The organism is Burkholderia sola (genome assembly GCF_905400185.1).
GTDB lineage: Bacteria > Pseudomonadota > Gammaproteobacteria > Burkholderiales > Burkholderiaceae > Burkholderia > Burkholderia sola.
This window is the reverse complement of the sequence record NZ_FR989676.1, coordinates 682,042-703,891: the sequence shown is the minus strand read 5'-3', so window position 1 is coordinate 703,891 and position 21,850 is coordinate 682,042. Positions and strand designations below refer to the sequence as shown.

Genomic DNA, 21,850 nt, shown 5'->3' with positions numbered 1-21,850 from the left:
CGTCGGCCTGGATTCGATACGGATTCAGGCTGGCGATTTGCGTTGGGCGCAGTAGCTTTTTCGATACTTCCGAAATGGCATTCGCCGTTTCAATTGATCGACGTCAAATTGGCGGCGATATTCCGTCAGGCAAGTGCCTGATTTTCCCGATTCCCGATCCGCCGCGGAAGTGACCATTCACTGACGCATAGTCGCGCTCGTCGCAAGCGCGGGCGATTCGCAATTTTTTTCGATTTATATAACGCTATTCTCGCCCTGCGCATTTTCGAATGCATGCCGTACGTCATACCGACCGCGCCGGATGATTCGGGGAAGAATTTACATCTCGCGGACTTCAAGCCATCTGGCCGGCCGATCCCTTATGTGAATGTTTGCCCCGTTCAGGAGAGCATCCGTCATGGTCGCCAGACAACGAATCCGGGCCGCGCTTGTCGCCGCGGCAATCGCCGCATTTGCGCCTCCTACGCACGCAGCCAACACCACCGACTGGATCGCGAACACGTACGGCACGCTCGCGGCGCACGTCGGCAACGTCGCGCGCGCGATGTGGGTCGCGCCCGAAGGCGTGATCTACACCGCATCGATGTGGGACGAGGATGAAGGCGGCGTCGCGATCTACCAGAACGGCAAGAGCCTCGGCTCGATCGGCGCGCATTCGGAATTCCAGGGCAGCGCGATCACCGGCAATGCAACGTCGCTGTTCGTCGCGCTGCAGCCGGGCAAGACGTATGGCAGCGGCGCGGTGGGGCGCTACAACCGCGCGACCAAGTATCGCGACCTCGTGATCCAGATCAGCGCGGCGACCAACCAGCCGCGCATCGACGTCGTCACCGGGCTCGCGACGGCCGGCTCGCTGCTCTATGCGAGCGACTTCTACGGCAATCGCGTGCGCGTGTTCACGACCGATGGCGTGTGGCAGCGGGATATCGCCGTGTCGGCGCCGGGCGCGCTCGCGGTGGACGGCGCGGGCAACGTGTGGGTCGCGCAGAAAAGCGCCGGCTCGATCGTCGGCTTCAGCCCGACCGGCGCGCTGCTCAATACGATCCGGATGCCGGCCGGCTCGCATCCGTCGGCGCTGTATGTCGATGCGGCGGCCGGACAATTGCTGGTGGGCGACGAAGGCCCCGACCAGAACATCAAGCGTTATTCGATCTCGGGCCGGCCGGCGCTCGCCGGCACGTTCGGTGTGCGCGGCGGCTATCTCGACACGACGACGGGCATCAAGGGCCAGGTCGGCGCGCAACGCTTCACGCGCATCGCCGGGATCGGCAAGGACACCGGCGGCAACCTCTACGTGCTCAACAACCCGTGGGGCGGCAGCTGGGATCTCGGCCGCAACGGCGCGACCGACATTCATGCGTACGGCAGCAGCGGCAACTTGCGCTGGACGCTGCAGTCGCTGAACTTCGAAGGCATCGCCGCGCCGGACCCGGTCACGGACGGCGCGCTGTTCTACGGCGGCACGCACATCTACAGCGGCAGCGCGGGCGGCAAGTTCGTCGCGAACACCGTCGATCCGTTCACGTATCCGTCGGACCCGCGCATCAACATGAGCGACACGCAGCGTGACGAACACTTCGGGCTGCTCACGTCGGTCGGTGCGAACCGGATTCTCGTCGCGGCCGGCCAGAACCCGCCGGTCTTCTACTTCTATCACTTCAACGCGGCGAACGGTTACGTCGCGATTCCGGACGGCTCGATTCCGGGCCCCGCGTTCAATACCACGCAGCGCGTGACGGGCGGCTTCAGCGTCGACAGCCAGGGCGGCGTATGGGCCGGGCTCGACAAGACCGGCGCGATCACGCATTACCCGCTGACCGGCTTCGACGCGAACGGCAAGCCGTCGTGGGGGCCGGGCGTCGCGACCCGCATTCCGGCCAGCATCCTGCCGCTCACGCGCATCGTCTATCTCGCGGACAGCGACACGATGGTGCTCGCGCAGGGCGCGGTCGGGACCAACGACTGGACGTCGATCGGCACGCGCATCGAGGTGTATCACGGCTGGCGCGCGGGCAACACGACGAAGCCGGACCCGGTGATCACGCTGCCGCACAGCGGCGCGAAATCGATCGACGCGGCGGGCAACCACCTGTTCGTCGGCTACTGGTTCAGCAGCAGCGGGCCGCTGTGGCCGAACGTCGACGCGTTCAACCTCAACACCGGCAATCTCGACACGACGCTGGTCAACGCGAGCCCCGCGACCGTCGATACCAGCAGCGCGATCGATGCGATGTACAGCATCCGCGCGTACCGCCGCTCGAACGGCGAATACGTGGTGATGAAGAACAACGTGAAGGGGAACAGCATCACCGTGTACCGGTGGACGCCGTGACGGTTTGAACATGCGGCCGCCTTGGGCAGCGGCCGTAGTCGCGAAGTCGTGAAAGCAATCGTGCGCGCAATCGATGCGATTCCGCGGGATTGTTGCGCAACGCGCACGCAATGAACCGCGGGCACCATGCGCGCGGCGCCGTGTCGGACCCGCTTCCCGAACCTCCCGACGTGGAAATGCGGTTCCGTGCACAATGGCAGCGACTCCCGCAGACGGTGTGCGGGCGTGCACGATGAACCGGCGCGGCTACCCCTGCCGCGTTTCTTATGCTCGAAGCGACCCAACCGATGAAGATGAAAACGACACCGAATCGCCTGTTGACGATCGTCGCGCTGGCCGGCGCACTGAGCGGCGCTGCCCACGCGCAGACGGCGGCGACCGTCGCGACCGTCAACGGCACGCCGATCACGCAGGCCGACGTCGATACGCTGCTGCGCGCGTCCGGGCAGCCCGATTCGCCGCAGATCCGTCAGGCGATCAAGAATCAGCTGATCACGCGCGTGCTGGTTCAGCAGGCGGCCGAGAAGGCAAACTACGCGGACAAGCCCGAGGTCAAGGCGGCGATGCAGCAGGCGAAGGTGACGGCCGAGGTGCAGCTGTACCTGCGCGACAACGTGAAGCCGGAGCCGGTCACCGACGAGCAGGTCAAGGCGCGCTACGACGAACTCGTCGCGGCGCTCGGCAAGAACGAGTACAAGCCGCGCGTGATCGTCGTCAAGGATCCGGTGGCGGCGGCGACCGTGCTGAGCGAGCTGAAAGCGGGCAAGTCGTTCGACGGGCTGGCGCGCCAGTACAGCCTGGCGCCGAGCCGCGATACCGGCGGCGAGCTGCCGTGGGTGAGCTTCAACACGCCGGCCGCGGAAGGCAAGACGGCCGGGCTGCCGCTGCCGGTCGCGCAGGCGCTCGAGAAACTGCCGGTCGGCGCGGTGACGAAGGATTCGATTCCGGTCGATGGCGCGCGCGCGATCGTGAAGCTGGATGCGAAGCGGCCGACGCAGGTGCCGGGTTTCGAAACCGCGAAGCCGACGCTTCAGCAGCAGTTGCAGGCGATCGCGGCCGAGAAGGCGAGTGCGCAGATGATCGGCAATCTGCTGAGGGACGCGAAGATCACGCAGTAACGGTAATGCGGCGGTGTCGAATCGCCGCGCGTCACGCGCGCCAGATCATGTTCGCGCTGGTGTCGGTCTCCGACGCGACGCGGAAGCCGAGTCGTTCGTAGAGTCGCCGCGCCGGATTGCCGTGCAGCACGCTGAGCGACACCGGCACGTGCGCGCGTGCGGCGTTGGTCAGCAATGCGTGCAGCACGGCCTCGCCGATTCCGTGGCCCTGGCGCGCGGGAAGGATCTGGATCTGATGGACGTGCCATTCGCCGGCGTCGCGCGTCACCTTCAGCAGGCCGATCGCGTCGGCGCCTTCGCAGACGATCATCGCATCGTCGAAGTTCGTGCGGATGCGCCGGTCGTGCGCGTCATCGTCGGTCGGCGCGCCGACGCGCTGCAGGTGCTCGGTCATCGTCAGTCGACGGAGCGTCAGCAGGAACGGGAGATCTTCCTGGGAAGCAGCACGCAGATGGATCGCCGGTTTCATGAGTGATGAACGGTTGCGTCGGGCGCGAGGCCACGGCGTGGATCACAGGCCCGACAACGGAATCTGCAGGCCGGCCGGGCGATGTTCGAGGACATCGGTGACCTCGTATTCGGTTTTTGCGCCGTCCGAAGTTTGCCACTGTTGCATACGGACATTGCACAACAGCACGTCACCCTTGCTGAAACTGATCTGGCTGTTGTTCACGCGCGACAGGAAGCCGGCATCGGAGATCGTCGCGTGAATCGTCGACGTGCCGTCGTACAGTCGCCACTTGTTATCGTCCTTGAACGCGAGCGACACGATCGAGAACGCCATCTTGCGATGTTCGTCGAGCAGAAGCGCATCGGTTGGCTCCGGCGCGCGAAACCATGCGATCTCGTTGCGGGCGACCGTCTCGTACACCTCGGTGTCGGTGCCGGCCGCGAAAATCTCGATGCCTTCGCGCGCGAGCGGTGCCAGCACTTGCGCGGTGGCACGGCGAACGCGGACGTCGCGCAGCAGCGTGAGCACGGGCAGGTCGATTTCGAGTGTGTCGCCGTCGACGTCCAGCACGGCGGTGTGGTCCTGCATCCGCACATGCGTGATTTCGCGTCCGCGCAGCCATTTGAGGACGGCGAACAGCCCCTTCCTCGCGTTGGGTGCGGCAATGCCGAGCGCGGTCAGGATCGTGACCGCATTGGCGAGCGCCGTGCCTTCGTTGCCGCTCAGCATGTCGCGCATGCGGCCGAGCAGCGACGTCGCGAGCGTGAAGTCGATGCCGAAGCTGCCGGTCTTGAAGCTGCCGCGCACGTTGACCTGCGGCCGCACCCGATCGCCGCATAGTGCGCGCGTCGACGCGTCGAGCAAAGCGCCGAACGCGAGCAGCGCGGGCGCGAGTTCGCGCACATCCATCTCGGACGAATCGAGCGTGGGCCCGTCGTACGTCACGCGAAATCGGCTCATCGCGTCGAAGGGGCCGATTTCGGCCGGGGCGGTACTGTTTCCATTGCGTGCTGTCATGTCGAGTGCTGGCAGGAGAGGGGGACGATACCCGAAACGAACGCTTCCGGATGCCCTTCATGTTGAACGCGAATGACTGTTTGCAGGCGATTTGGCCGTCTGGACAAGACGGTTTTTCGACAGGTCCCGATAGCGCCCGGCAAGCAACGAACTTGTCCGGTCCCGTGCATGCGGTGAACGCAGCGATGGCGCCGAGGAGGGCGCGGCGGGATCCGGATGCGAATCCATTTCCGGTTGCTGCGACCATGAATCAGTTGGAAGCGCGGTGCACGCAGATCGAGGCAATGCAACGCCAATTGAACGGTGAGCAATTCCTCGCCGTGCGGGAAAAAGGCTAGCCCCGAAAGAAGGGTCGCGCGATCGTGCGGCTCCCGGCGAGTTCGATCAATCGTACTCGACACGGGATGCGAAGGCCGGATATTGCCGAGCCATGTCCTGCAGGCAGTTGCGCATCAGCCTCGCGTCGCGCGGAAAGCGGCGTTCGAATTCCGACCAGCCTTTCAGCCGAAGAATGAGCGGCATATCGACCAGCGCGGTAATGGCGTCCCGGAACGCATCCCAGTTTCTTCCATACCAATCCGGGAAACTCAACTGCTTCATCAGCCGCACGTGCAACTGTTCAGTCGATTCGATATCGTCGAGCTCGATTTCCACCCGCGTGTCGCGTGCCATCATGTTCTCCGACGGACCGGTCGCGAAACATTCAATTCATTTCGCGCGCCGTACCGAGCATCATAGCGCGCGCTTCCGGCGGCCGCGCAATCCGCTCCCGGACCGCCGGCGCCGCCAGGCACGTCGCGACGGCCTCGTACCCCGGCGCGCCGGGGTAAGGCGCCACGCGCGCAGGCGGGCTGTGATTGGCCGGGCACAACAGGATGGTTTCGTCGGGGCCGACCGCCGCGAGATCGAGGATCGCCGCCGAGCGCGTCAGCACGAACAGCGGCCGCATGCCGGCGGCCGCGCATGCGCGCAGATGCGCGATCAACGCGTGTTGCGTGGCCTGATCGAGATCCTGTTCGATCATGTCGACAATCAGTACGCGCGGACCTGCCGCTTCGACGCTGACGAGCAGCGCGGTCAGCGCCGCCGACGGCGTCGCGCCGTTGCCGGCGAGCAACGCCGCGGTGCGGTCGACGCGCGACTTCAGTTCCGGATCGGCACGCAATGCATCGAATGCCGCGGCACAGTCGTCGTCCAGCCGATCGAGGCCGACGAACACGGCGCCCGGCAACGCATCGGCCAGCCGAAGCGCGAGCCGCGTCTTGCCGCTCCCGAGCGAACCGATGATGTAGTTCAACGGCCGGATATCGCGACACTCGAACCGTTCGCCGCCCCACGGCCACGGCAGGTCGAACGCGACGCCCGCGCTGCCAGGGTCGACCAGCCGGGTGAGTTCGCCGTCTGTCGGCATCCGTCCCCGTGCCAGGCCGGCACGCATCGCGCGCACGCTGTCGAGCTTGCCAACGAGATCCTGAATCCCGCGATCGAGCGCCGCTTCGTGAGCAGCCAGCGCGGCATCGAGACTGCGCGCGTCGCCGCCGAGCACGTTCGCTATCTGCGCGAGACCGAGGCCGAGCTTGCGCAGCGCCGCGATGTCGGCGGCGCGGGCGAGATCGTCCGGGCCGTACGCGCGGTATCCGGCCGGCGTCCGTTCGGGCATGACGAGGCCGTGCCGCTCGTACAGCCGTAGCGCCTTGATCGAGATGCCGAGCCGCGCGGCGGCGGCCGATGCGTTCAAGCGGAGTGTGTCCGTACCCATCCGTCACCTCTTTGCTGTCGATTCGTTGCGGTCAGCATAAAGGCAGTCCCAAGGGTCGGGTCAAGCGCGATCGCTCCAACGCTCAGTCGCCGGCCGCGAACTCGTCGCGCAGCGCGCGATACAACCGTCGATAGCGCGCGAGCCGGCCCGCCAGCAGATCGACCGACGCGGGATCGGGCGCGACCGTCTCCGTGACGGGCGGCGCGACACAGACTTCTTCCAGGCTGTCGTCCGTCGCCGCCAGTCGCGCGAGCCGCGCGGCGCCGAGTGCCGCGCCGACCGCGCCATCCGCATGGCGCTGCATCGCGAGCCCGGTCGCATTCGCGCACAACCGCGCCCAGAACGCGCTTTTCGAGCCGCCGCCGATGAACGACACCGCGTCGAGCGTCGTGCCGGCCGCGCGTAGCGCGCCGTAGCCGTCGGCCATCGCGAACGCGACGCCTTCCATGACCGCATACGCGAGATCGTCCGCATCGTGTTCGTTCGACAGCCCGAAGAACACGCCGCGCGCATGCGCGTCGTTGTGCGGCGTACGCTCGCCGCCGAGATACGGCAGGAACAGCGGCGCGCGAGCTGGATCGGCGTGCTCGGCGCGGGCGGCCAGCACGCCGGGCGTCGTGCCGTGCGCGCGCGCGAGCCAGTCGAGGCTCGCGGCCGCCGACAGGATCACGCTCATCTGGTGCCAGCGCCCTTCCACGCAGTGGCAGAACGCGTGCACGGCCGCGTCCGGGTTCGGCGCGAAGCGGTCGTTGCCCGCGAACAGCACGCCCGACGTGCCGAGCGACAGGAAGCCGCTGCCGGCGCCCGTGACGCCCATGCCGATCGCGGACGCCGCGTTGTCGCCGGCGCCGCCGGCGATCGTCACGGGCCCGGCGATCCCCCATTCGCGCCGCAGCGCGTCGCGCAACTGCGCGGCGGCCGCGTTGCCTTCGACGAGGCGCGGCATCTGCGCGCGCGACAGCTCGGTCGCGGCAAGCATCCGGTCGGACCAGTCGCGGCGCGCGCAGTCGAGCCACAGCGTGCCCGACGCGTCGGACATATCGGACACGAATTCGCCGGACAGGCGCCAGATCAGGTAGTCCTTCGGCAGCAGCACCTTGTGCACCGCACGAAACACGGCCGGCTCGTATTTCGCGAGCCACAGCAGCTTCGGTGCGGTGAAGCCGGGCATCGCCATGTTGCCGGTGATCGCGCGCGATTCCGGCACCAGCGCCTCGAGTTCCACGCATTCGGTACCGGCGCGCGTGTCGTTCCACAGGATCGCGGGGCGCAGCACCTGGTCCGCGCGGTCGATCAGCGTCGCGCCGTGCATCTGCCCGGACAGCGCGATGCCGCGCAGCGCGGCGAAGCCGGCCGGATGCGCGGCGCGCACCGACGCGATCGCGTCGAGCATCGCGTGCCACCACGCCTGGGGGCTTTGTTCGGACCAGTGCGGACGCGGCCGGCTGATCGACAGGCTGGCCGAGCCGGTCGCGAGGGGGACCGATCGGGAATCGGTGAGCAGAACCTTGACCTCGGACGTGCCGAGATCGATGCCGAGATATGTCACGTATGAAGCATCCTGTCTGGGGCGCGCGGCGGCACGCGTCGCGGGGGCGGCGCGTCGTCGCGGCCGTGCGGTTCGTTGAGCCGGTGCAGCGCGCGGAACTTCGACGGCGGCACCTGCTTCATCGCGAGAAACTGACGGTTGAAGTTCGACAGGTTGTTGAAGCCAACCCGGTAGCAGATGTCGGTCACCGTCAGGTCGGAAAACATCAGCAGCTCGCACGCCTCGTTGATGCGCAACCGGTTCAGGTAGCGCACGAACGACGAGCCGGTGTGACGCCGGAAAAACCGCGTGAAGGTGCTGACGCTCATGCCGGCGAACGCGGCGACGTCGGTTTCGCGCAGCATGCCGGGCAGGTTCTGCTGCAGGTACGACAGCACCTGGTTGATCGTCGACGACATGTAGTGCTGCGCGTCGCTGCGGTAGCCGGGCCCCGCGAGCACGCGCCGCTCGCGGCACGACGACAGCCGGTCGAACAGCGACATCAGGATCTCGACGCGCCGGCAGCCGTGCGCGTCAGCGAGTTCGAGCATCAGCGGCGCGACCTCGACGCCCACGCGGTCGGGAAACTGCACGCCGCGCGCCGCGTCGTCGATCAGGTCGATCACCGGCTGCAGCTCGCTGAACGCGCCGACCATCTTTTCGATCGCATCGCGCGAGAACTGCAGCACGACGTCGCGCGACGGTACGCGTTCGCCGTCGGCGAGCTCGCTGACCCAGTTGTGCGGCAGGTTCGGCCCGGTGACGATCAGGTTGCCGGGCCCGAAGTCGCCGATGTGGTCGCCGACGAACACCTTGCCGCGCGACGCCTGGATCAGGTGAATCTCGTACTCGGGATGGAAGTGCCACTTCGCGACCGAATGCGGATAGTCGTGGACCCACGCGCGGAACGATTCGTCGCGGTGGGTGGGAACGATCTCGAGATCCGGGTTCATCGTGTGCTCCGTCGGGGCGTGCCGGCGCGCTACGGACGGGACATCGACCAGCTCGTCGCGGCAGGCGGCGTGGCGCGCGTCGCGGCCGCCGGCGGCACCGCGTGCGCGATCGGGTTCGGGTCCGGCAGCGTGACGTTGCGCTCGGTGCCGGCGTCGAACAGATGCAGCGCTTCTTCGTCGAAGCGAAACGCTACCACGGCGCCCGGCGCCGGGGCCATCGGGGCCGGCACGAGGGCCGCGCACGGCTGGCCGCGCCAGTCCAGCGTGACGAGCGCCTCGGCGCCGAGCAACTCGACGAGCTCGACCGTGCCGGTCAGCGCGAGCGTGCCCGGGGGCGGATCGCCTTCCGCGACGAGCCGCAGGTGATTCGGTCGGATCGCGGCCTTGACCTGCTGGCCGTGCTGCAGCCGCGCGAAGCGCGACGACGCGAGCGGCCAGCGCGCGCCGTTGCAGTCGACCCACACGTTCGCGCCGACCCGCTCGATCGTGCCGTCCGCGAAGTTCATCGCAGGCGTGCCGACGAACCCGGCCGCGAACACCGTGTGCGGCTGGCCGTACAGTTCGGCCGGCGTGCCGATCTGCTCGATGTGGCCGCCGCGCATCAGCACGACGCGATCGGCGAGCGTCATCGCTTCGAGCTGATCGTGCGTGACGTACAGCGTGGTCGTCTTCAGTTGCCGATGCAGCCGCTTGATGTCGCCGCGCAACTGCGTGCGCAGCTTCGCGTCGAGGTTGGACAGCGGCTCGTCGAACAGGAACACGGCCGGCGTCTTGATCATCGCGCGCGCGATCGCCGCGCGCTGCTGCTGGCCGCCCGACATCGCGCGCGGGCGGCGGTCGAGCAGCGCGTCGAGGCTCAGGGTGCGCGCGACGTCGCGCACGCGGCGGTCGATCTCGTCGGCCGGCACCTTCAGCCGCCGCAGGCCGAACGCGATGTTGTCGTACACCGTCATGTGCGGGTACAGCGCATAGTTCTGGAACACCATCGCGACATTGCGCTCGCGCGACGGCAGGTCGTTGACGACCGCGTCGCCGATCACGAGCTCGCCGCCGGTGATCGCCTCGAGGCCCGCGATCATCCGCAGCATCGTCGACTTGCCGCAGCCGGACGGGCCGAGCAGCACGATGAATTCGCCGTCGGCGATCTCGAGGTCGAGCGGATGCAGCACGGCGGGGCCGCCGTCGTAGTGCTTCGACAAACCTTTGCAGGTGATCTGGGCCATGGCTCAATCCATTTCGATCTGAATCTTGACGTCGCGCGGGTGGCCGCTCGCCGCTTCCTCGAACGCGCGCACGCCTTCGGAAAACGGGAACGTGCGCGAGATGAACGGCTTCACGTCGATCGCGCCGGACGCGATCAGCGCGAGCGCGCGCGGAAAGATGTTCGCGTAGCGGAATACCGATTCGATGCGGCCTTCCTTCGCTTGCAGCGCGACCACGTCGAGCGGCACCGGCGCGACCGGCATCCCGATCAGCACCGCGCAGCCGCCCGGGCACATCAGGCCGACGAGGCCCGCGTACGCGTTCGTGCTGCCGCTCGCCTCGAACACGACGTCCGCGCCCCAGCCGCCGGATGCCTCGGCCACCGCGTCGGCCAGCGGCCGCGTACGCACGTCGACGGTCGTGACGGCCGGGTTGTCGGCGAACAGCGCGAGCTTGTCCGGCACGACGTCGGCGAGGATCACGCGCGCGGCGCCGCCGGCGAGCGCGGCGAGCGCCGTCATCGCGCCGATCGTGCCCGCGCCGATCACGACCGCGAGATCGCCCGGCTTCATCGCCGCCTTCTTCGCGGCCTGCAGGCCGATCGACAGCGGCTCGACGATCGCGCCTTCGGCGAACGACACGTTGTCGGGCAACCGGTACGTGAACGCGGCCGGATGCACGACGAACGGCGTCAGGCAGCCGTGGATGGGCGGCGTCGCCCAGAAGCGCACGTCGGGATCGAGGTTGTAGAGCCCGCGCAGCGTCGCGGGCGAATCGAGGCGCGGTACGCCGGGCTCCATGCACACGCGGTCGCCGACGCGCAGGTGCGTGACGCCGGAGCCGGTCTCGACGACGGTGCCGGACGCTTCGTGGCCGAGCACCATCGGCGCGTCGACGCGGAACGGGCCGATCCCGCCGTGCACGTAGTAATGCACGTCGCTGCCGCAGACGCCGACCGTATGCACCTTGATCCGGACGTCGCCGGGGCCGACCGCTTGCGGCAGGTCGATGTCGCGCAGCGCGAGTTCGCGTGTGCGTTCGAGGACGAGTGCTTTCAACGTGTTCTCCTTATTTTCCCTTGACGATCGAATTGAGCAGCCGGCTCAGCATGCCGACGAAGACGAGCGGCGGCAGCGCGAGCAGCACCGTCGACGCGTTGATCACGCCCCACGGCACTTCCTGCCCGAGCGACGTGAACGCGGACGCGACCACCGGCAGCGTCGCGCTGCGCGACGACGTGAGCGCGAGCGCGATCATCAGTTCGTTCCACACCAGCACGAAGCTGAACACGATGCCGCCGAGCAGCGTGCTCGCGCACACCGGCAGCGCGATGTGCCAGAACACCGCGTACGGGCCGTAGCCGTCGAGCGCGGCGGCTTCCTCGATCTCGCGCGGCAGCCGGCGGAACACGGGAATCGATAGCCACGTGATGGTCGACAGCGTGACGAGCAGGTACGTGACGATCATCGACAGCTTCGTGTCGTACAGCCCGAGATCGACCCAGATCGCGATCAGCGGCAGCGCGACCGCGACGGGCGGCAGGAAGCGCAGCGACAGCAGGAAGAACTGGATGTCGCGCTTGCCGCGCACCGGATAGCGCGCGATCGCATACGCGGCCGGCACGCCGAGCACCGCGCCGATCAGCACGGCCGCGCCGACGATCGCGATGCTGTTGCCGAGCCCGATCAGCACCTCGGGGCTCGACAGCACCTGCTCGTAGTTTGCGAGCGTCGGCGTGAAGAAGAAGCGCGGCACGGGCGTGACGATGTCGAGCAGGTGCTTGAGCGAATTGAGCACGGCCCAGAACAGCGGGAACGCGGCGACGAGCAGGATCGCGCCGGCGATCGCGACGGTGGAAACGGCGGCGGCACCGCGCCGGGCCATCAGTCGTCCCATTTGTTGACCCTCTTCCAGATGAGCGTGAACACGAGCGTGGTCGCGACCATCATCAGCACGGCCATGCCCGACGCATACGACACCTTGCCGGCGAGGCCGATGCCCTGCTGGTACGCGTAGAGATCGAGCGTCTCGGTCGCGATGCCCGGGCCGCCCTTCGTCATCACGTAGATCAGGTCGAACGAGCGCAGCGACTCGACCATCTTGATGAACACGAGGCTCACGAGCGGCGCCTTCAGCATCGGCAGCGCGATGTACGCATGCACCTGCCACGTCGTCGCGTAGTCGAGCCGCGCGGCTTCGAGCGGCTCGGGCGGCAGCGTCTCCAGCAGCTTCAGGATCACGACCGCGAAGAACAACCCCCACTGCCACACGTCGACGAGCGCGACCGCGTATAGCGCGAGATGCGGATCGGCGAGAAACGCGGTGTGTTCGACGCCGAGCGCGCCGAGCAGCCAGCTCAGGATGCCGGTGAGCGGCGCATACATGAACTTCCAGATGAACGCGGCCGACACGCGCGGCAGCAGCACCGGCATGATCAGCACCAGCGACGCGAAGCGGCGCCAGCGGCCGTGCACGCGCTCGAACAGGAACACCGCGAGCGCGATCCCGACCAGCACCGCGCCCGCGACCGTGACGACTTCCCACAGCACCGACACCTCGATCGCGTTCAGGAAGCGCCGGTCCGACGCGAGCCGCACGAAGTTGCGCAGGCCGACGAATTCGCTGTCCGGGTAGCGCAGCACGCGGTTGCGCAGCGCGAGGTTGATCGCGGCGATCGTCGGGACGAGGCTCAGGACCGCGAGCAGCGCGAGCGTCGGCGCGAGGAACACCCACGGCAGGCTCGTGCGGTCGCGGCGCGCGCGGCCGCGCCGGGTCGACGGTGCGGGAGAGGCCGGGCGGACGCCGAGCGCACGTCCGCCGGCGCCGTCATTTGCGAGCGCCATGTTCGAGCGCGTCCTTCGCATACTGGTCCGCGTCGTCGAGTGTGCCGCGGATATCCGTCTGCGTGCCGGTGAACACCTGTTCGAGCGCGATGCCGAGGTTGTCGCCGATATCCGGCCACTGCGGCGTACGCCAGATCGTCACCTGCGTGACGGGATTCGTGTCGTTCAGGCCGGCCTGGATCTGCGGCGCGACGTGCTGCTTGAAGTACGGGCTGCCGATCGTGCTCGAGCGGTTGTAGTCGCTGAACACGCCGTTGCGTAGCCGCGCCTGTTCCTGATCCTTGCTGGTCGCCCATGCGATGAAGCGGCCGGCGGCCATCCGCGTGCAGTCGTCCTTCGCGCCGACCGCCGAGATCGCGAAGCCGTGGCCATACGCGGCCGACGGCAGCGGTGCGGGCGGCCGCGTGTAGCCGACCTTGCCGGCCACGCTCGACTTGCTCGTATCCTCCATCCAGTCCGCGAACGGCGTCGATTCGATCATGAACGCGACCTTGCCCGAGCGAAACGCTTCGAGCGCGTTGCTCCAGTCGTAGGTCGCCGAACCCGGCGGCGCGTACTTGAACAGGTCGCTGTAGAGCTGCGTGGCCTTCACCGCGCCCGGCGAATTGAACGCGGGCTGGCCGCCCTTGTCGGTCCATGTGCCACCCATGCCGAGCATGAACGGCGACCAGCGCCACACGTTCATCCCCGAGCCGCGCTGGCCGCGCGCGACCCAGCCGTACAGCTTCGGCGGCGCGTTGAGCTGCTTGATCGCGGCGACGAGCTGGTCGAGCGTCTTCGGCACCGGAATGTGCGCGGCGTCGAGCAGGTCACGGCGATAGAACAGGAAGTCGCCGCCGCCGATCAGCGGCGCGAAGTACGCGACGCCGTTGTAGCTCGCGACCGCGCGGCGGCCGGGCAGGAAGTCGTCGTAGTCGTAGTCCTTCGGGTAGTACTTGAGGAGCGGCACGATCCAGTTGGCCGACGCGAATTCGGCGACGTTCGCCTCGTCGACGTAGTAGATCTGGTAGGAACCCGCGCCAGTCGACGCGTCGAGCCGCGATTTCGCGCGGCGGTCGTTCTCGCCGAAATAGCTGATCTCGACCTTCGTGCCGTTCTTCTTTTCGTAGTCGGCCAGCGACTTTTCCATTACCGACAGGCCGAGGCTCTTCTGCGCGAGCACCCGAAGGGTCGGCACTTTGCAGGTTTGCGCGGCCACGATGCCCGGCAGACAGGCGCCGAGCAGCACGCCGGCTGCGACGATTCGCATCTTGTTCACCCGTGTCTCCTTGATTCTGCTTGTTCGAATGCCACCGATGGCGGCAGGAACAATGGTGTGACGCGGGCGAGGCGATCACCACATCAAAAGAGTTCGGGAACCGATACTTTTTGCTCAGGGTTGGTCGTGCGATGCACAAAATGTGGTGGTCGGGCGCAAACCGCGCGCGTCAGCGGCGAGGCTCGCGCGTTACGCCGCGAAGCGCTCGCCTTCGGGCGTCGGCACGAGATCGTCGGGCCACTGCACCTCGAACCGCGTGCCGCCCGCGCCGGTCGGCAGGCACAGCGCTTCGCCGCGATGGGCATGCGCGATCGCCGCGACGACGGCGAGCCCGAGGCCGGTGCCGCCGGGTTGCGACTCGTCGACGCGCCGGAACGCCTGGAACACGTGCGGCGCGAACTCGGCCGGGATGCCGGGGCCGTCGTCCTCGACGCGCAGCCGGCACATGCCGTCTTCGATGCGCGTCTGGATCCGGATCGCGCCGGGCGCCGCATGGCGGCGCGCGTTCTCCAGCAGTGCGAGCAACGCCTGGCGGATGCGGACCGGGTCGCAGCGCATGCGCCGCGGGTCGAGATCGAGTTCCGGATGCTGGCCGGCGGCCTGCAGCGCGTGCGCGAACACGTCGACCACCGCGCGCACGTCGGCGGCGAGATCGGTGTCGCGGATCTCGATGCTCAGGTGGCCGCTGTCGGCGAGGCTGACCACGCGCAGATCCTCGATCAGACGCGTCAGCCCTTCGACCTGTGCGAGCAGGCTGCGGTACAGCGCGTCGCTCGGCGTGAACACGCCTTCGGCGAGCCCCTGCAAGCGGCCGCGCAGGACGGTCACCGGCGTGCGCAGTTCGTGCGCGATCGCCGCGTTCCAGAAGGTTTGCTCGTCGGTCACGCGCTGCAGCTCGCTCGCGAGCGCGTTGAAGTTGTCGGCGAGGAGCGCTGCCTCCTTCAACGAACGGTCGCCGGCGACCGCGCGCGCGCCGAGATCGCCGCGCGCGACGCGGCGGATGCTGTCCGTCACCGAATTCAGCGGCACGAGGATGCGGCGCGACAGGTTGATCGCGACGATGACCGCGATCAGCAGGCCGACCAGTGTGGTCGAGGTGATCCACACCCACTCCGGCCCGCTCGGGAGCCAGCTTTCCGGCTTGAACGACTCCGGCGAGTACTGGTACAGCAGGTAGTAGAACGCGTAGGCCGTCACGACGATCAGCACCGTGACGCCGAAGGCGATCGCGCCCATCGTCAGCGCGATCTGGCGGCTCAGGCCGTCTAGTCTCACTCGCCGCTCCACAGTTTGTAGCCGACGCCGCGCACGCTGGCCGGCACGCCCGCGACGCCGAGATCGTCGAGTTTCTTGCGCAGCTTGCTGACGTGGCTGTCGACCGTGCGCTCCAGCGCATCGCCTTCCGGCAGGCAGGTCGCCATCAGCTCGGCGCGGCTGAACACGCGGCGCGGCGCGCGCGCGAGTTGCGCGAGCAGCTTGAATTCGGTGAGCGTCAGCACGAGCGTGTGGCGCGCGCCGTCGACTTCGACCGTCGCTTCGTGGTGCTCGAGATCGATCTCGAACGGCGCGGCGCGCAGCACGCGCTGCTCTTCCTGGCGCGAGCCGGCCATCGACCGGCGCAGCACCGCCTGCGCGCGCGCGACGACTTCGGCGGGGTTGAACGGCTTGACCACGTAGTCGTCGGCGCCGATGCGCAGCCCGGTCAGCTTGTCGATGTCCTGGTCGAGCGCGGTCAGCATGATGACGGGCGTGTCGCCGCGGTGGCGGATCTCGGCGAGCACCTTCCAGCCGTCGACGTGCGGCATCTGCACGTCGAGCAACACGAGGTCCGGCTTCAGCGACAGGTGGAGTTCGAGCGCGCGGCGGCCGTCGGCGGCGTGCACGGTGCGCAGGCCGTTGCGCGCGAAATAGGCGGTCAGGATCTCGGCGATCTCGGGTTCGTCTTCGGCGATGAGGATGAGCGCTTGCGCGCCTTGGCCGGCGCCGGGAGATGAGGGAAATTCGGGCATGGCCACTCGTTCGGATTCAGCGGGGTTCCATCGAATCGCCATACTACCGTACGGCCAAATCCATCGAATGAAGACGAACGGGGCGCGCGCGTTGACGCGCAAGGCGCTCTGTTGCGCGATGCAGATGGATTATCCGGTGACGCACCCGCACATCGGCGAGACGTTGTGTTCGCAAGAAATGGCGCACCTGATCATGCGCCGCACCTGTGCGTGTCCGTGGATGGCTGGACCGCAAGCGAGCGGACGCCCAAGTAAGCGTACGCGATGCCGTCGCGTTTTCCTTTACGGCTTACTTTCGCGTGTAAAGAAGTCACGGCGGCAGATCGGAAGTCGATCGGAACGCGCGTGCCCATGCAGCGGCACGCGCGGCCGTGTTCAGATGCGACCGAGCAGCACCAGTATCACGACAATGACGACGATCAGCCCGACGGTCCCCGATGGCCAGTAACCCCAGCTTCGGCTGTGCGGCCATGCAGGAAATGCTCCGATGAGCAGCAGAATCAGAACGATGATGAGGATCGTACCGAGCATCGCATCCCTCCAGAATTTATTCGACACGGTGTGCGCTGTCGCAATTCGCGTGCCGCGACGTGGGGACAGATGAAACCGGCGCAAGCGCATCGTATGAATCCGCGTAATTCATGCGATGAATACTGTTGGATTCAGAAAATAAATTTCAAAAATGCAGGCCCGGTCGCTATGCTGGGCCTTCGTTTTCCTCAGGCGAGCGCAATGGCTGAACTCTTTCTGGTACGGCATGGGCAGGCGTCGTTCGGCACCGACGACTACGACCGGCTGTCCGCGGCGGGCGACCAGCAGGGCGTGTGGCTCGGCGAATACTTCGCGCGGCAGGGCCTGACGTTCGACCGCGTGATCTGCGGCACGATGAACCGCCATGCGCAGACGGTCGCCGCGATTCTGCGCGGGATGGGCCGCGAAGGCGTCGTGGTCGATCGCCATCCGGGTCTGAACGAATACGATTTCCACGGGCTGTTCGCGGCAGCCGCCAGCGACTATCCGGAGATCGCGCGGCTTGCGGCCGGCTCGATGAAGGAACACTTCCGCGCGCTCCGGCAGGTGCTGCAGCTGTGGACCGAGGACAAGCTCGGCGAGGCGGCCCCCGAAACCTGGACCCATTTCCAGCAGCGTGTGGCCGACGCGCGCGCGGCGATCCGCGAGGGCGGCGGCCAGCGCGTGCTCGCGGTGAGTTCCGGCGGCCCGATCGCGGTCACCGTGCAGCAGGTGCTCGCCGCGCCGCCGTCGAGCGCGATCGCGCTGAACCTGCAGATCCGCAACAGCAGTCTTTCGCAGTTTTTCTTCAACGCCGACGCGTTTCACCTCGCGTCGTTCAACGGCATCCCGCATCTGGAGGACCCCGAACGACACGCGCTGCGCACCTACGGCTGACCCACGAACGATCGCGACGATGACGAATCCTTCCCAGCAACTCGACGTAGCCCGCCTTACGCGCTATCTGGAAACCCACGTGCCGGGCTTCGAAGGCCCGGTCGACACGGAGAAGTTTGCCGGCGGCCAGTCGAATCCGACTTTCCTGCTGAATGCGAAGAGCGGCCGCTACGTGCTGCGCCGCCAGCCGCCGGGCGAGCTGCTGAAGTCCGCGCACGCGGTCGACCGCGAATTCCGCGTGCTCACCGCGCTGTCGGGCACCGCGGTGCCGGTCGCGCACCCGTATCACCTCTGCGTTGACCGCGACGTGATCGGCAGCCTGTTCTACGTGATGAGTTTCGAGGACGGCCGGATCTTCTGGGACCCCGCGCTGCCGGAACTGCCGAAGGCCGAGCGCGCGACCTGCTACGACGCGCTGCTGCAGACGATGGCCGCGCTGCACGACGTCGATGTCGACGCGGTGGGCCTCGCCGACTACGGCCGGCCGGGCAACTACTTCGAGCGGCAGATCGGCGTGTGGACGAAGCAGTATCGCGCGGCCGAAACCGGGCGCCTCGACGCGATGGAGACGCTGATCGACTGGCTGCCGAAGGCATGCCCCGAGGACACGGGCCGGCCGGCGCTGGTGCACGGCGACTTCCGGATCGACAACCTGATGTTCGCGCGGGACGGCTATCGCGTGCAGGCCGTGCTCGACTGGGAACTGTCGACGCTCGGCAACCCGCTCGCCGATCTCGCGTATTTCTGCATGTGCCTGCGGCTACCGTCCGGCGGCCAGGTGCGCGGGCTCGCGGGCCAGGATCGTGCCGAACTCGGCATTCCGGACGAAGCGGCGATCGTCGCGCGCTACTGCGAACTGCGCGGCATCGCGCCGATCCGCGACTGGCATTTCTACCTCGCCTTCAGTTTCTTCCGGCTAGCGGCGATCGCGCAGGGCGTGAAGGCGCGCGCGTTGCAGGGCAACGCATCGAGCGAGCAGGCGCTGCGCGTCGGCGAAATGGCCGGCCGGCTGGCCGAACTGGCCGTCGGCGTGATCGACGCGCATCGCTGATATCGCCACGCGGCGACACGACAACTCAATCAATGGAGGAGCACAGCAACATGGCAACGAATCTGTTCGACCTGACGGGCAAGATCGCGCTGGTGACAGGCGCGAGCCGCGGCATCGGCGAGGAAATCGCCAAGCTGCTCGCGGAGCAGGGCGCGTACGTGATCGTGTCGAGCCGCAAGCTCGACGACTGCCAGGCCGTGGCCGACGCGATCGTCGCGGCGGGCGGCCGCGCCGAGGCGCTGGCGTGCCACGTCGGGCGCCTGGAGGACATCGCCGCGACGTTCGAGCACATCCGCGGCAAGCACGGCCGCCTCGACATCCTCGTGAACAACGCGGCCGCGAACCCGTTTTTCGGGCACATCCTCGATACCGATCTCGCCGCGTACGAGAAGACCGTCGACGTGAACATCCGCGGCTACTTCTTCATGTCGGTCGAAGCCGGCAAGCTGATGAAGACACACGGCGGCGGCGCGATCGTCAACACGGCATCGGTGAATGCGCTGCAGCCGGGCGACCGGCAAGGCATCTACTCGATCACGAAGGCGGCCGTCGTCAACATGACGAAGGCGTTCGCGAAGGAATGCGGGCCGCTCGGCATCCGCGTGAACGCGTTGCTGCCGGGGCTCACGAAGACGAAGTTCGCGGGCGCGCTGTTCGCGGACAAGGACATCTACGACGCGTGGATGACGAAGATCCCGCTGCGCCGCCACGCGGAGCCGCGCGAAATGGCCGGCACCGTGCTGTATCTCGTGTCGGACGCGGCGAGCTACACGAACGGCGAATGCATCGTCGTCGACGGTGGCCTGACGATCTGAGCGCACGATGAGACTCGACAGCTACGCCGGCCAGGCCGTGATGATCACCGGCGCCGCGAGCGGCTTCGGCGCGCTGCTCGCGAGCGAGCTCGCCGCGATGGGTGCGCGGCTCGCGCTCGGCGACCTGAACGGCGATGCGCTCGAACGCGTGGCCGCGCCGCTGCGCGCGGCCGGCGCCGACGTCGTCGCGCGGCACTGCGACGTGCGCGTCGAAACGGACGTCGCATCGCTGGTGCATGAGGCCGTCGCGCGCTTCGGGCGGCTCGACGTCGGCATCAACAACGCGGGCATCGCCCCGCCGATGAAGGCGCTGATCGACACCGACGAAGCCGATCTCGACCTGAGCTTCGCGGTGAATGCAAAAGGCGTGTTCTTCGGGATGAAGCACCAGATCCGCCAGATGCTCGCGCAGCGCGAGGGCGTGATCCTGAACGTCGCGTCGATGGCCGGGCTCGGCGGCGCGCCGAAGCTGGCCGCGTATGCGGCGTCGAAACATGCGGTGGTCGGGCTCACGAAGACGGCCGCGCTCGAATACGCGCGCCACGGCATCCGCGTGAACGCGGTGTGCCCGTTCTACAGCACGACGTCGATGGTTACCGACAGCGAGATCGGCGAGCGCCAGGATTTTCTGGCGCAGGGCTCGCCGATGAAGCGGCTCGGCCGGCCCGACGAAATCGTCGCGACGATGCTGATGCTGTGCGCGCAGGAAAACACGTATCTGACCGGGCAGGCCGTCGCCGTTGACGGCGGCGTCTCGGCCTTCTGAACCGAACGAACGGAATACGGAATCTCGAGGAGTCGATCATGGACTTTGGCTACACCCCGAAAGTGGAAGCACTGCGCGAACGCGTGAGCGCATTCATGGATGCGCACATCGTGCCGCGTATCCGCCAGTGGAACGAAGAGGTGCACGCCGGCAAGTATCCGGTGTCGTTCATGGAGGAACTGAAGGAGCGCGCGAAAGCGGAGGGGCTGTGGAACCTGTTCCTGCCGCACCTGAAGGACGACGAGCCGGGCACGGGCCTGACGAACCTCGAATACGCGCCGCTCGCCGAAATCATGGGGCGCGTGAGCTGGGCGTCGGAAGTGTTCAACTGCAATGCGCCGGACACCGGCAACATGGAGCTGCTGCACATGTTCGCGACGCCCGAGCAGCGCGAACAGTGGCTGCTGCCGCTGCTGCGCGGCGAAATCCGCTCGGCGTTCGCGATGACGGAGCCCGACGTCGCGTCGTCGGATGCGACCAACATCACGACGCGCATCGAGCGCGCGGGCGACGAGTACGTGATCAACGGCCGCAAGTGGTTCATCACGAACGCCGCGCATCCGAACTGCAAGATCTTCATCGTGATGGGCAAGACCGATCCCGACGCCGAATCGCACCAGCAGCAGAGCATGATCCTCGTGCCGCGCGACACGCCGGGCGTGACGGTCGTGCGCAACATCACGGTGGTCAATCACCACGCGCCGGAAGGGCACTGCGAGATCACGTTCGACAACGTGCGCGTGCCGGCGCGCAACCTGCTCGGTGAGGAAGGCAGCGGCTTCGCGCTCGCGCAGGCGCGCCTCGGGCCGGGCCGCATTCACCACTGCATGCGCTCGATCGGCGCGGCCGAGCTGGCGCTGGCGCTGATGGTCGACCGCGCGCAGTCGCGCGTCGCGTTCGGCAAGCCGCTGAACCGGCACGGCACCGTCGGCGAATGGATCGCGCGCTCGCGTATCGAGATCGACCAGGCACGCCTGCTGGTGCTGAAGGCCGCGTGGATGATCGACAAGGTCGGCGCGAAGGCCGCGCGCAAGGAGATCTCGATGATCAAGGCGCTCGTGCCGACCGTTTATACGGACGTGTGCGATCGCGCGATGCAGGTATTCGGCGCAGCGGGCCTGAGCCCCGATACGCCGCTCGCCGACCTGTGGACCTGGGGCCGCGCGCTGCGCTTCGCCGACGGCCCGGACGAGGTCCACCTGCAGGCGATCGCGCGGATGGAGATCAAGGGCGGCGAACCCGGTGCGACCGCGCCGTACCTGACGCCGCCGCCGCGCGGCTGAGCGGGGCGACATGGACGAACGAATGGCGCCCGCCGTAAGATCTCGGCAAGGAGATCC

Annotated in this window: 22 protein-coding genes; 8 read left to right on the top strand and 14 right to left on the bottom strand. The window is 67.5% G+C overall.

The features are described from left to right. Positions 1-397 precede the first annotated feature (397 nt). Together KR541_RS19710 and KR541_RS19705 are read left to right on the top strand one after the other, a co-directional pair. The gene (locus tag KR541_RS19710) at positions 398-2,332 is read left to right on the top strand and encodes an SMP-30/gluconolactonase/LRE family protein (RefSeq protein WP_050017155.1); all 1,935 of its coding nucleotides are present in this window, start codon (positions 398-400) and stop codon (positions 2,330-2,332) included. A 287-nt stretch (positions 2,333-2,619) separates the two neighbouring features. After that, entirely contained in the window at positions 2,620-3,450 is an 831-nt protein-coding gene (locus KR541_RS19705) for a peptidylprolyl isomerase (protein ID WP_176016748.1), read from the top strand. 31 nt (positions 3,451-3,481) lie between these two features. Here KR541_RS19705 and KR541_RS19700 read toward each other — a convergent pair whose 3' ends face one another. Beyond that, entirely contained in the window at positions 3,482-3,919 is a 438-nt protein-coding gene (locus tag KR541_RS19700; RefSeq protein WP_089489961.1) for a GNAT family N-acetyltransferase, read from the bottom strand. Between the two features lie 42 nt (positions 3,920-3,961). Continuing rightward, positions 3,962-4,918, bottom strand: coding sequence for an LAPAL motif-containing putative phage structural protein (locus KR541_RS19695; protein WP_050017153.1), 957 nt, complete (start codon positions 4,916-4,918; stop codon positions 3,962-3,964). 59 nt (positions 4,919-4,977) lie between these two features. Between KR541_RS19695 and KR541_RS19690 the strand changes: the two genes are divergently transcribed. Further along, on the top strand, positions 4,978-5,256 hold the full coding sequence (locus KR541_RS19690; RefSeq protein WP_143328923.1) for a hypothetical protein: 279 nt from the start codon (positions 4,978-4,980) through the stop codon (positions 5,254-5,256). A gap of 46 nt (positions 5,257-5,302) precedes the next feature. On the opposite strand, the gene KR541_RS19685 is transcribed toward KR541_RS19690, so the two are convergent. The 12 genes from KR541_RS19685 to KR541_RS19630 form a co-directional block, all read right to left on the bottom strand. After that, entirely contained in the window at positions 5,303-5,590 is a 288-nt protein-coding gene (locus KR541_RS19685) for a barstar family protein (protein WP_050017163.1), read from the bottom strand. A 31-nt stretch (positions 5,591-5,621) separates the two neighbouring features. Beyond that, entirely contained in the window at positions 5,622-6,677 is a 1,056-nt protein-coding gene (locus tag KR541_RS19680) for a MerR family transcriptional regulator (protein WP_204383979.1), read from the bottom strand. Positions 6,678-6,759: 82 nt separating this feature from the next. Continuing rightward, positions 6,760-8,226: a xylulokinase gene (gene xylB / locus KR541_RS19675; protein ID WP_050017151.1), complete on the bottom strand. Its 1,467-nt coding sequence runs from the start codon at positions 8,224-8,226 to the stop codon at positions 6,760-6,762. Beyond that, positions 8,223-9,158: an AraC family transcriptional regulator gene (locus KR541_RS19670; protein ID WP_050017150.1), complete on the bottom strand. Its 936-nt coding sequence runs from the start codon at positions 9,156-9,158 to the stop codon at positions 8,223-8,225. Before KR541_RS19670 ends, xylB begins: the two co-directional genes overlap by 4 nt. Positions 9,159-9,187: 29 nt before the next feature. Continuing rightward, on the bottom strand, positions 9,188-10,381 hold the full coding sequence (locus tag KR541_RS19665) for an ABC transporter ATP-binding protein (protein WP_124631466.1): 1,194 nt from the start codon (positions 10,379-10,381) through the stop codon (positions 9,188-9,190). Between the two features lie 3 nt (positions 10,382-10,384). Continuing rightward, entirely contained in the window at positions 10,385-11,419 is a 1,035-nt protein-coding gene (locus KR541_RS19660) for an NAD(P)-dependent alcohol dehydrogenase (RefSeq protein WP_050017148.1), read from the bottom strand. Positions 11,420-11,429: 10 nt separating this feature from the next. Further along, positions 11,430-12,257 (bottom strand): carbohydrate ABC transporter permease, encoded by an 828-nt coding sequence (locus KR541_RS19655; RefSeq protein WP_050017147.1) that lies wholly within the window; start codon positions 12,255-12,257, stop codon positions 11,430-11,432. Continuing rightward, on the bottom strand, positions 12,245-13,204 hold the full coding sequence (locus tag KR541_RS19650) for a carbohydrate ABC transporter permease (RefSeq protein ID WP_239468949.1): 960 nt from the start codon (positions 13,202-13,204) through the stop codon (positions 12,245-12,247). Before KR541_RS19650 ends, KR541_RS19655 begins: the two co-directional genes overlap by 13 nt. Beyond that, positions 13,188-14,453, bottom strand: a complete 1,266-nt coding sequence (locus KR541_RS19645; RefSeq protein WP_245170284.1) for an ABC transporter substrate-binding protein — start codon at positions 14,451-14,453, stop codon at positions 13,188-13,190. The genes KR541_RS19650 and KR541_RS19645 overlap by 17 nt, the downstream gene beginning before the upstream one ends. A gap of 198 nt (positions 14,454-14,651) precedes the next feature. Next, complete coding sequence (locus KR541_RS19640; RefSeq protein WP_089489966.1) at positions 14,652-15,737, bottom strand: ATP-binding protein; 1,086 nt, start codon at positions 15,735-15,737, stop codon at positions 14,652-14,654. Beyond that, positions 15,734-16,471: a response regulator gene (locus KR541_RS19635; protein WP_050017144.1), complete on the bottom strand. Its 738-nt coding sequence runs from the start codon at positions 16,469-16,471 to the stop codon at positions 15,734-15,736. Before KR541_RS19635 ends, KR541_RS19640 begins: the two co-directional genes overlap by 4 nt. A 375-nt stretch (positions 16,472-16,846) precedes the next feature. Then, the gene (locus KR541_RS19630) at positions 16,847-17,002 is read right to left on the bottom strand and encodes a DUF3309 family protein (protein WP_006483086.1); all 156 of its coding nucleotides are present in this window, start codon (positions 17,000-17,002) and stop codon (positions 16,847-16,849) included. A gap of 201 nt (positions 17,003-17,203) precedes the next feature. Between KR541_RS19630 and KR541_RS19625 the strand changes: the two genes are divergently transcribed. Genes KR541_RS19625 through KR541_RS19605 form a run of 5 tightly spaced genes read left to right on the top strand, consistent with a single transcriptional unit; the run spans position 17,204 to position 21,793 of the window. Next, positions 17,204-17,878, top strand: a complete 675-nt coding sequence (locus KR541_RS19625; protein ID WP_216089742.1) for a histidine phosphatase family protein — start codon at positions 17,204-17,206, stop codon at positions 17,876-17,878. 19 nt (positions 17,879-17,897) lie between these two features. Then, positions 17,898-18,929 carry a phosphotransferase gene (locus KR541_RS19620; protein ID WP_050017142.1) on the top strand — a complete coding sequence of 344 codons (1,032 nt, stop codon included), beginning with the start codon at positions 17,898-17,900 and terminating at the stop codon, positions 18,927-18,929. A 50-nt stretch (positions 18,930-18,979) separates the two neighbouring features. Continuing rightward, positions 18,980-19,744, top strand: coding sequence for an SDR family oxidoreductase (locus KR541_RS19615; protein ID WP_216089741.1), 765 nt, complete (start codon positions 18,980-18,982; stop codon positions 19,742-19,744). Between the two features lie 7 nt (positions 19,745-19,751). Continuing rightward, positions 19,752-20,510 carry an SDR family NAD(P)-dependent oxidoreductase gene (locus tag KR541_RS19610; RefSeq protein WP_216089740.1) on the top strand — a complete coding sequence of 253 codons (759 nt, stop codon included), beginning with the start codon at positions 19,752-19,754 and terminating at the stop codon, positions 20,508-20,510. A gap of 38 nt (positions 20,511-20,548) precedes the next feature. After that, a complete protein-coding gene (locus KR541_RS19605; protein WP_124680316.1) occupies positions 20,549-21,793 on the top strand; it encodes an acyl-CoA dehydrogenase family protein in 1,245 nt (414 codons plus the stop codon). The last annotated feature ends 57 nt before the right edge of the window (positions 21,794-21,850 follow it).

Excerpts from the sequence above, each read along its gene's own strand:
- KR541_RS19710 (WP_050017155.1), top strand. The coding sequence starts at position 398 with ATGGTCGCCAGACAACGAATCCGGGCCGCGCTTGTCGCCGCGGCAATC.
- KR541_RS19705 (WP_176016748.1), top strand. The coding sequence starts at position 2,620 with ATGAAGATGAAAACGACACCGAATCGCCTGTTGACGATCGTCGCGCTG.
- KR541_RS19700 (WP_089489961.1), bottom strand. The coding sequence starts at position 3,919 with ATGAAACCGGCGATCCATCTGCGTGCTGCTTCCCAGGAAGATCTCCCG.
- KR541_RS19695 (WP_050017153.1), bottom strand. The coding sequence starts at position 4,918 with ATGACAGCACGCAATGGAAACAGTACCGCCCCGGCCGAAATCGGCCCC.
- KR541_RS19690 (WP_143328923.1), top strand. The coding sequence starts at position 4,978 with ATGTTGAACGCGAATGACTGTTTGCAGGCGATTTGGCCGTCTGGACAA.
- KR541_RS19685 (WP_050017163.1), bottom strand. The coding sequence starts at position 5,590 with ATGGCACGCGACACGCGGGTGGAAATCGAGCTCGACGATATCGAATCG.
- KR541_RS19680 (WP_204383979.1), bottom strand. The coding sequence starts at position 6,677 with ATGGGTACGGACACACTCCGCTTGAACGCATCGGCCGCCGCCGCGCGG.
- KR541_RS19670 (WP_050017150.1), bottom strand. The coding sequence starts at position 9,158 with ATGAACCCGGATCTCGAGATCGTTCCCACCCACCGCGACGAATCGTTC.
- KR541_RS19665 (WP_124631466.1), bottom strand. The coding sequence starts at position 10,381 with ATGGCCCAGATCACCTGCAAAGGTTTGTCGAAGCACTACGACGGCGGC.
- KR541_RS19655 (WP_050017147.1), bottom strand. The coding sequence starts at position 12,257 with ATGGGACGACTGATGGCCCGGCGCGGTGCCGCCGCCGTTTCCACCGTC.
- KR541_RS19650 (WP_239468949.1), bottom strand. The coding sequence starts at position 13,204 with ATGGCGCTCGCAAATGACGGCGCCGGCGGACGTGCGCTCGGCGTCCGC.
- KR541_RS19645 (WP_245170284.1), bottom strand. The coding sequence starts at position 14,453 with ATGCGAATCGTCGCAGCCGGCGTGCTGCTCGGCGCCTGTCTGCCGGGC.
- KR541_RS19635 (WP_050017144.1), bottom strand. The coding sequence starts at position 16,471 with ATGCCCGAATTTCCCTCATCTCCCGGCGCCGGCCAAGGCGCGCAAGCG.
- KR541_RS19630 (WP_006483086.1), bottom strand. The coding sequence starts at position 17,002 with ATGCTCGGTACGATCCTCATCATCGTTCTGATTCTGCTGCTCATCGGA.
- KR541_RS19625 (WP_216089742.1), top strand. The coding sequence starts at position 17,204 with ATGGCTGAACTCTTTCTGGTACGGCATGGGCAGGCGTCGTTCGGCACC.
- KR541_RS19620 (WP_050017142.1), top strand. The coding sequence starts at position 17,898 with ATGACGAATCCTTCCCAGCAACTCGACGTAGCCCGCCTTACGCGCTAT.
- KR541_RS19615 (WP_216089741.1), top strand. The coding sequence starts at position 18,980 with ATGGCAACGAATCTGTTCGACCTGACGGGCAAGATCGCGCTGGTGACA.
- KR541_RS19610 (WP_216089740.1), top strand. The coding sequence starts at position 19,752 with ATGAGACTCGACAGCTACGCCGGCCAGGCCGTGATGATCACCGGCGCC.
- KR541_RS19605 (WP_124680316.1), top strand. The coding sequence starts at position 20,549 with ATGGACTTTGGCTACACCCCGAAAGTGGAAGCACTGCGCGAACGCGTG.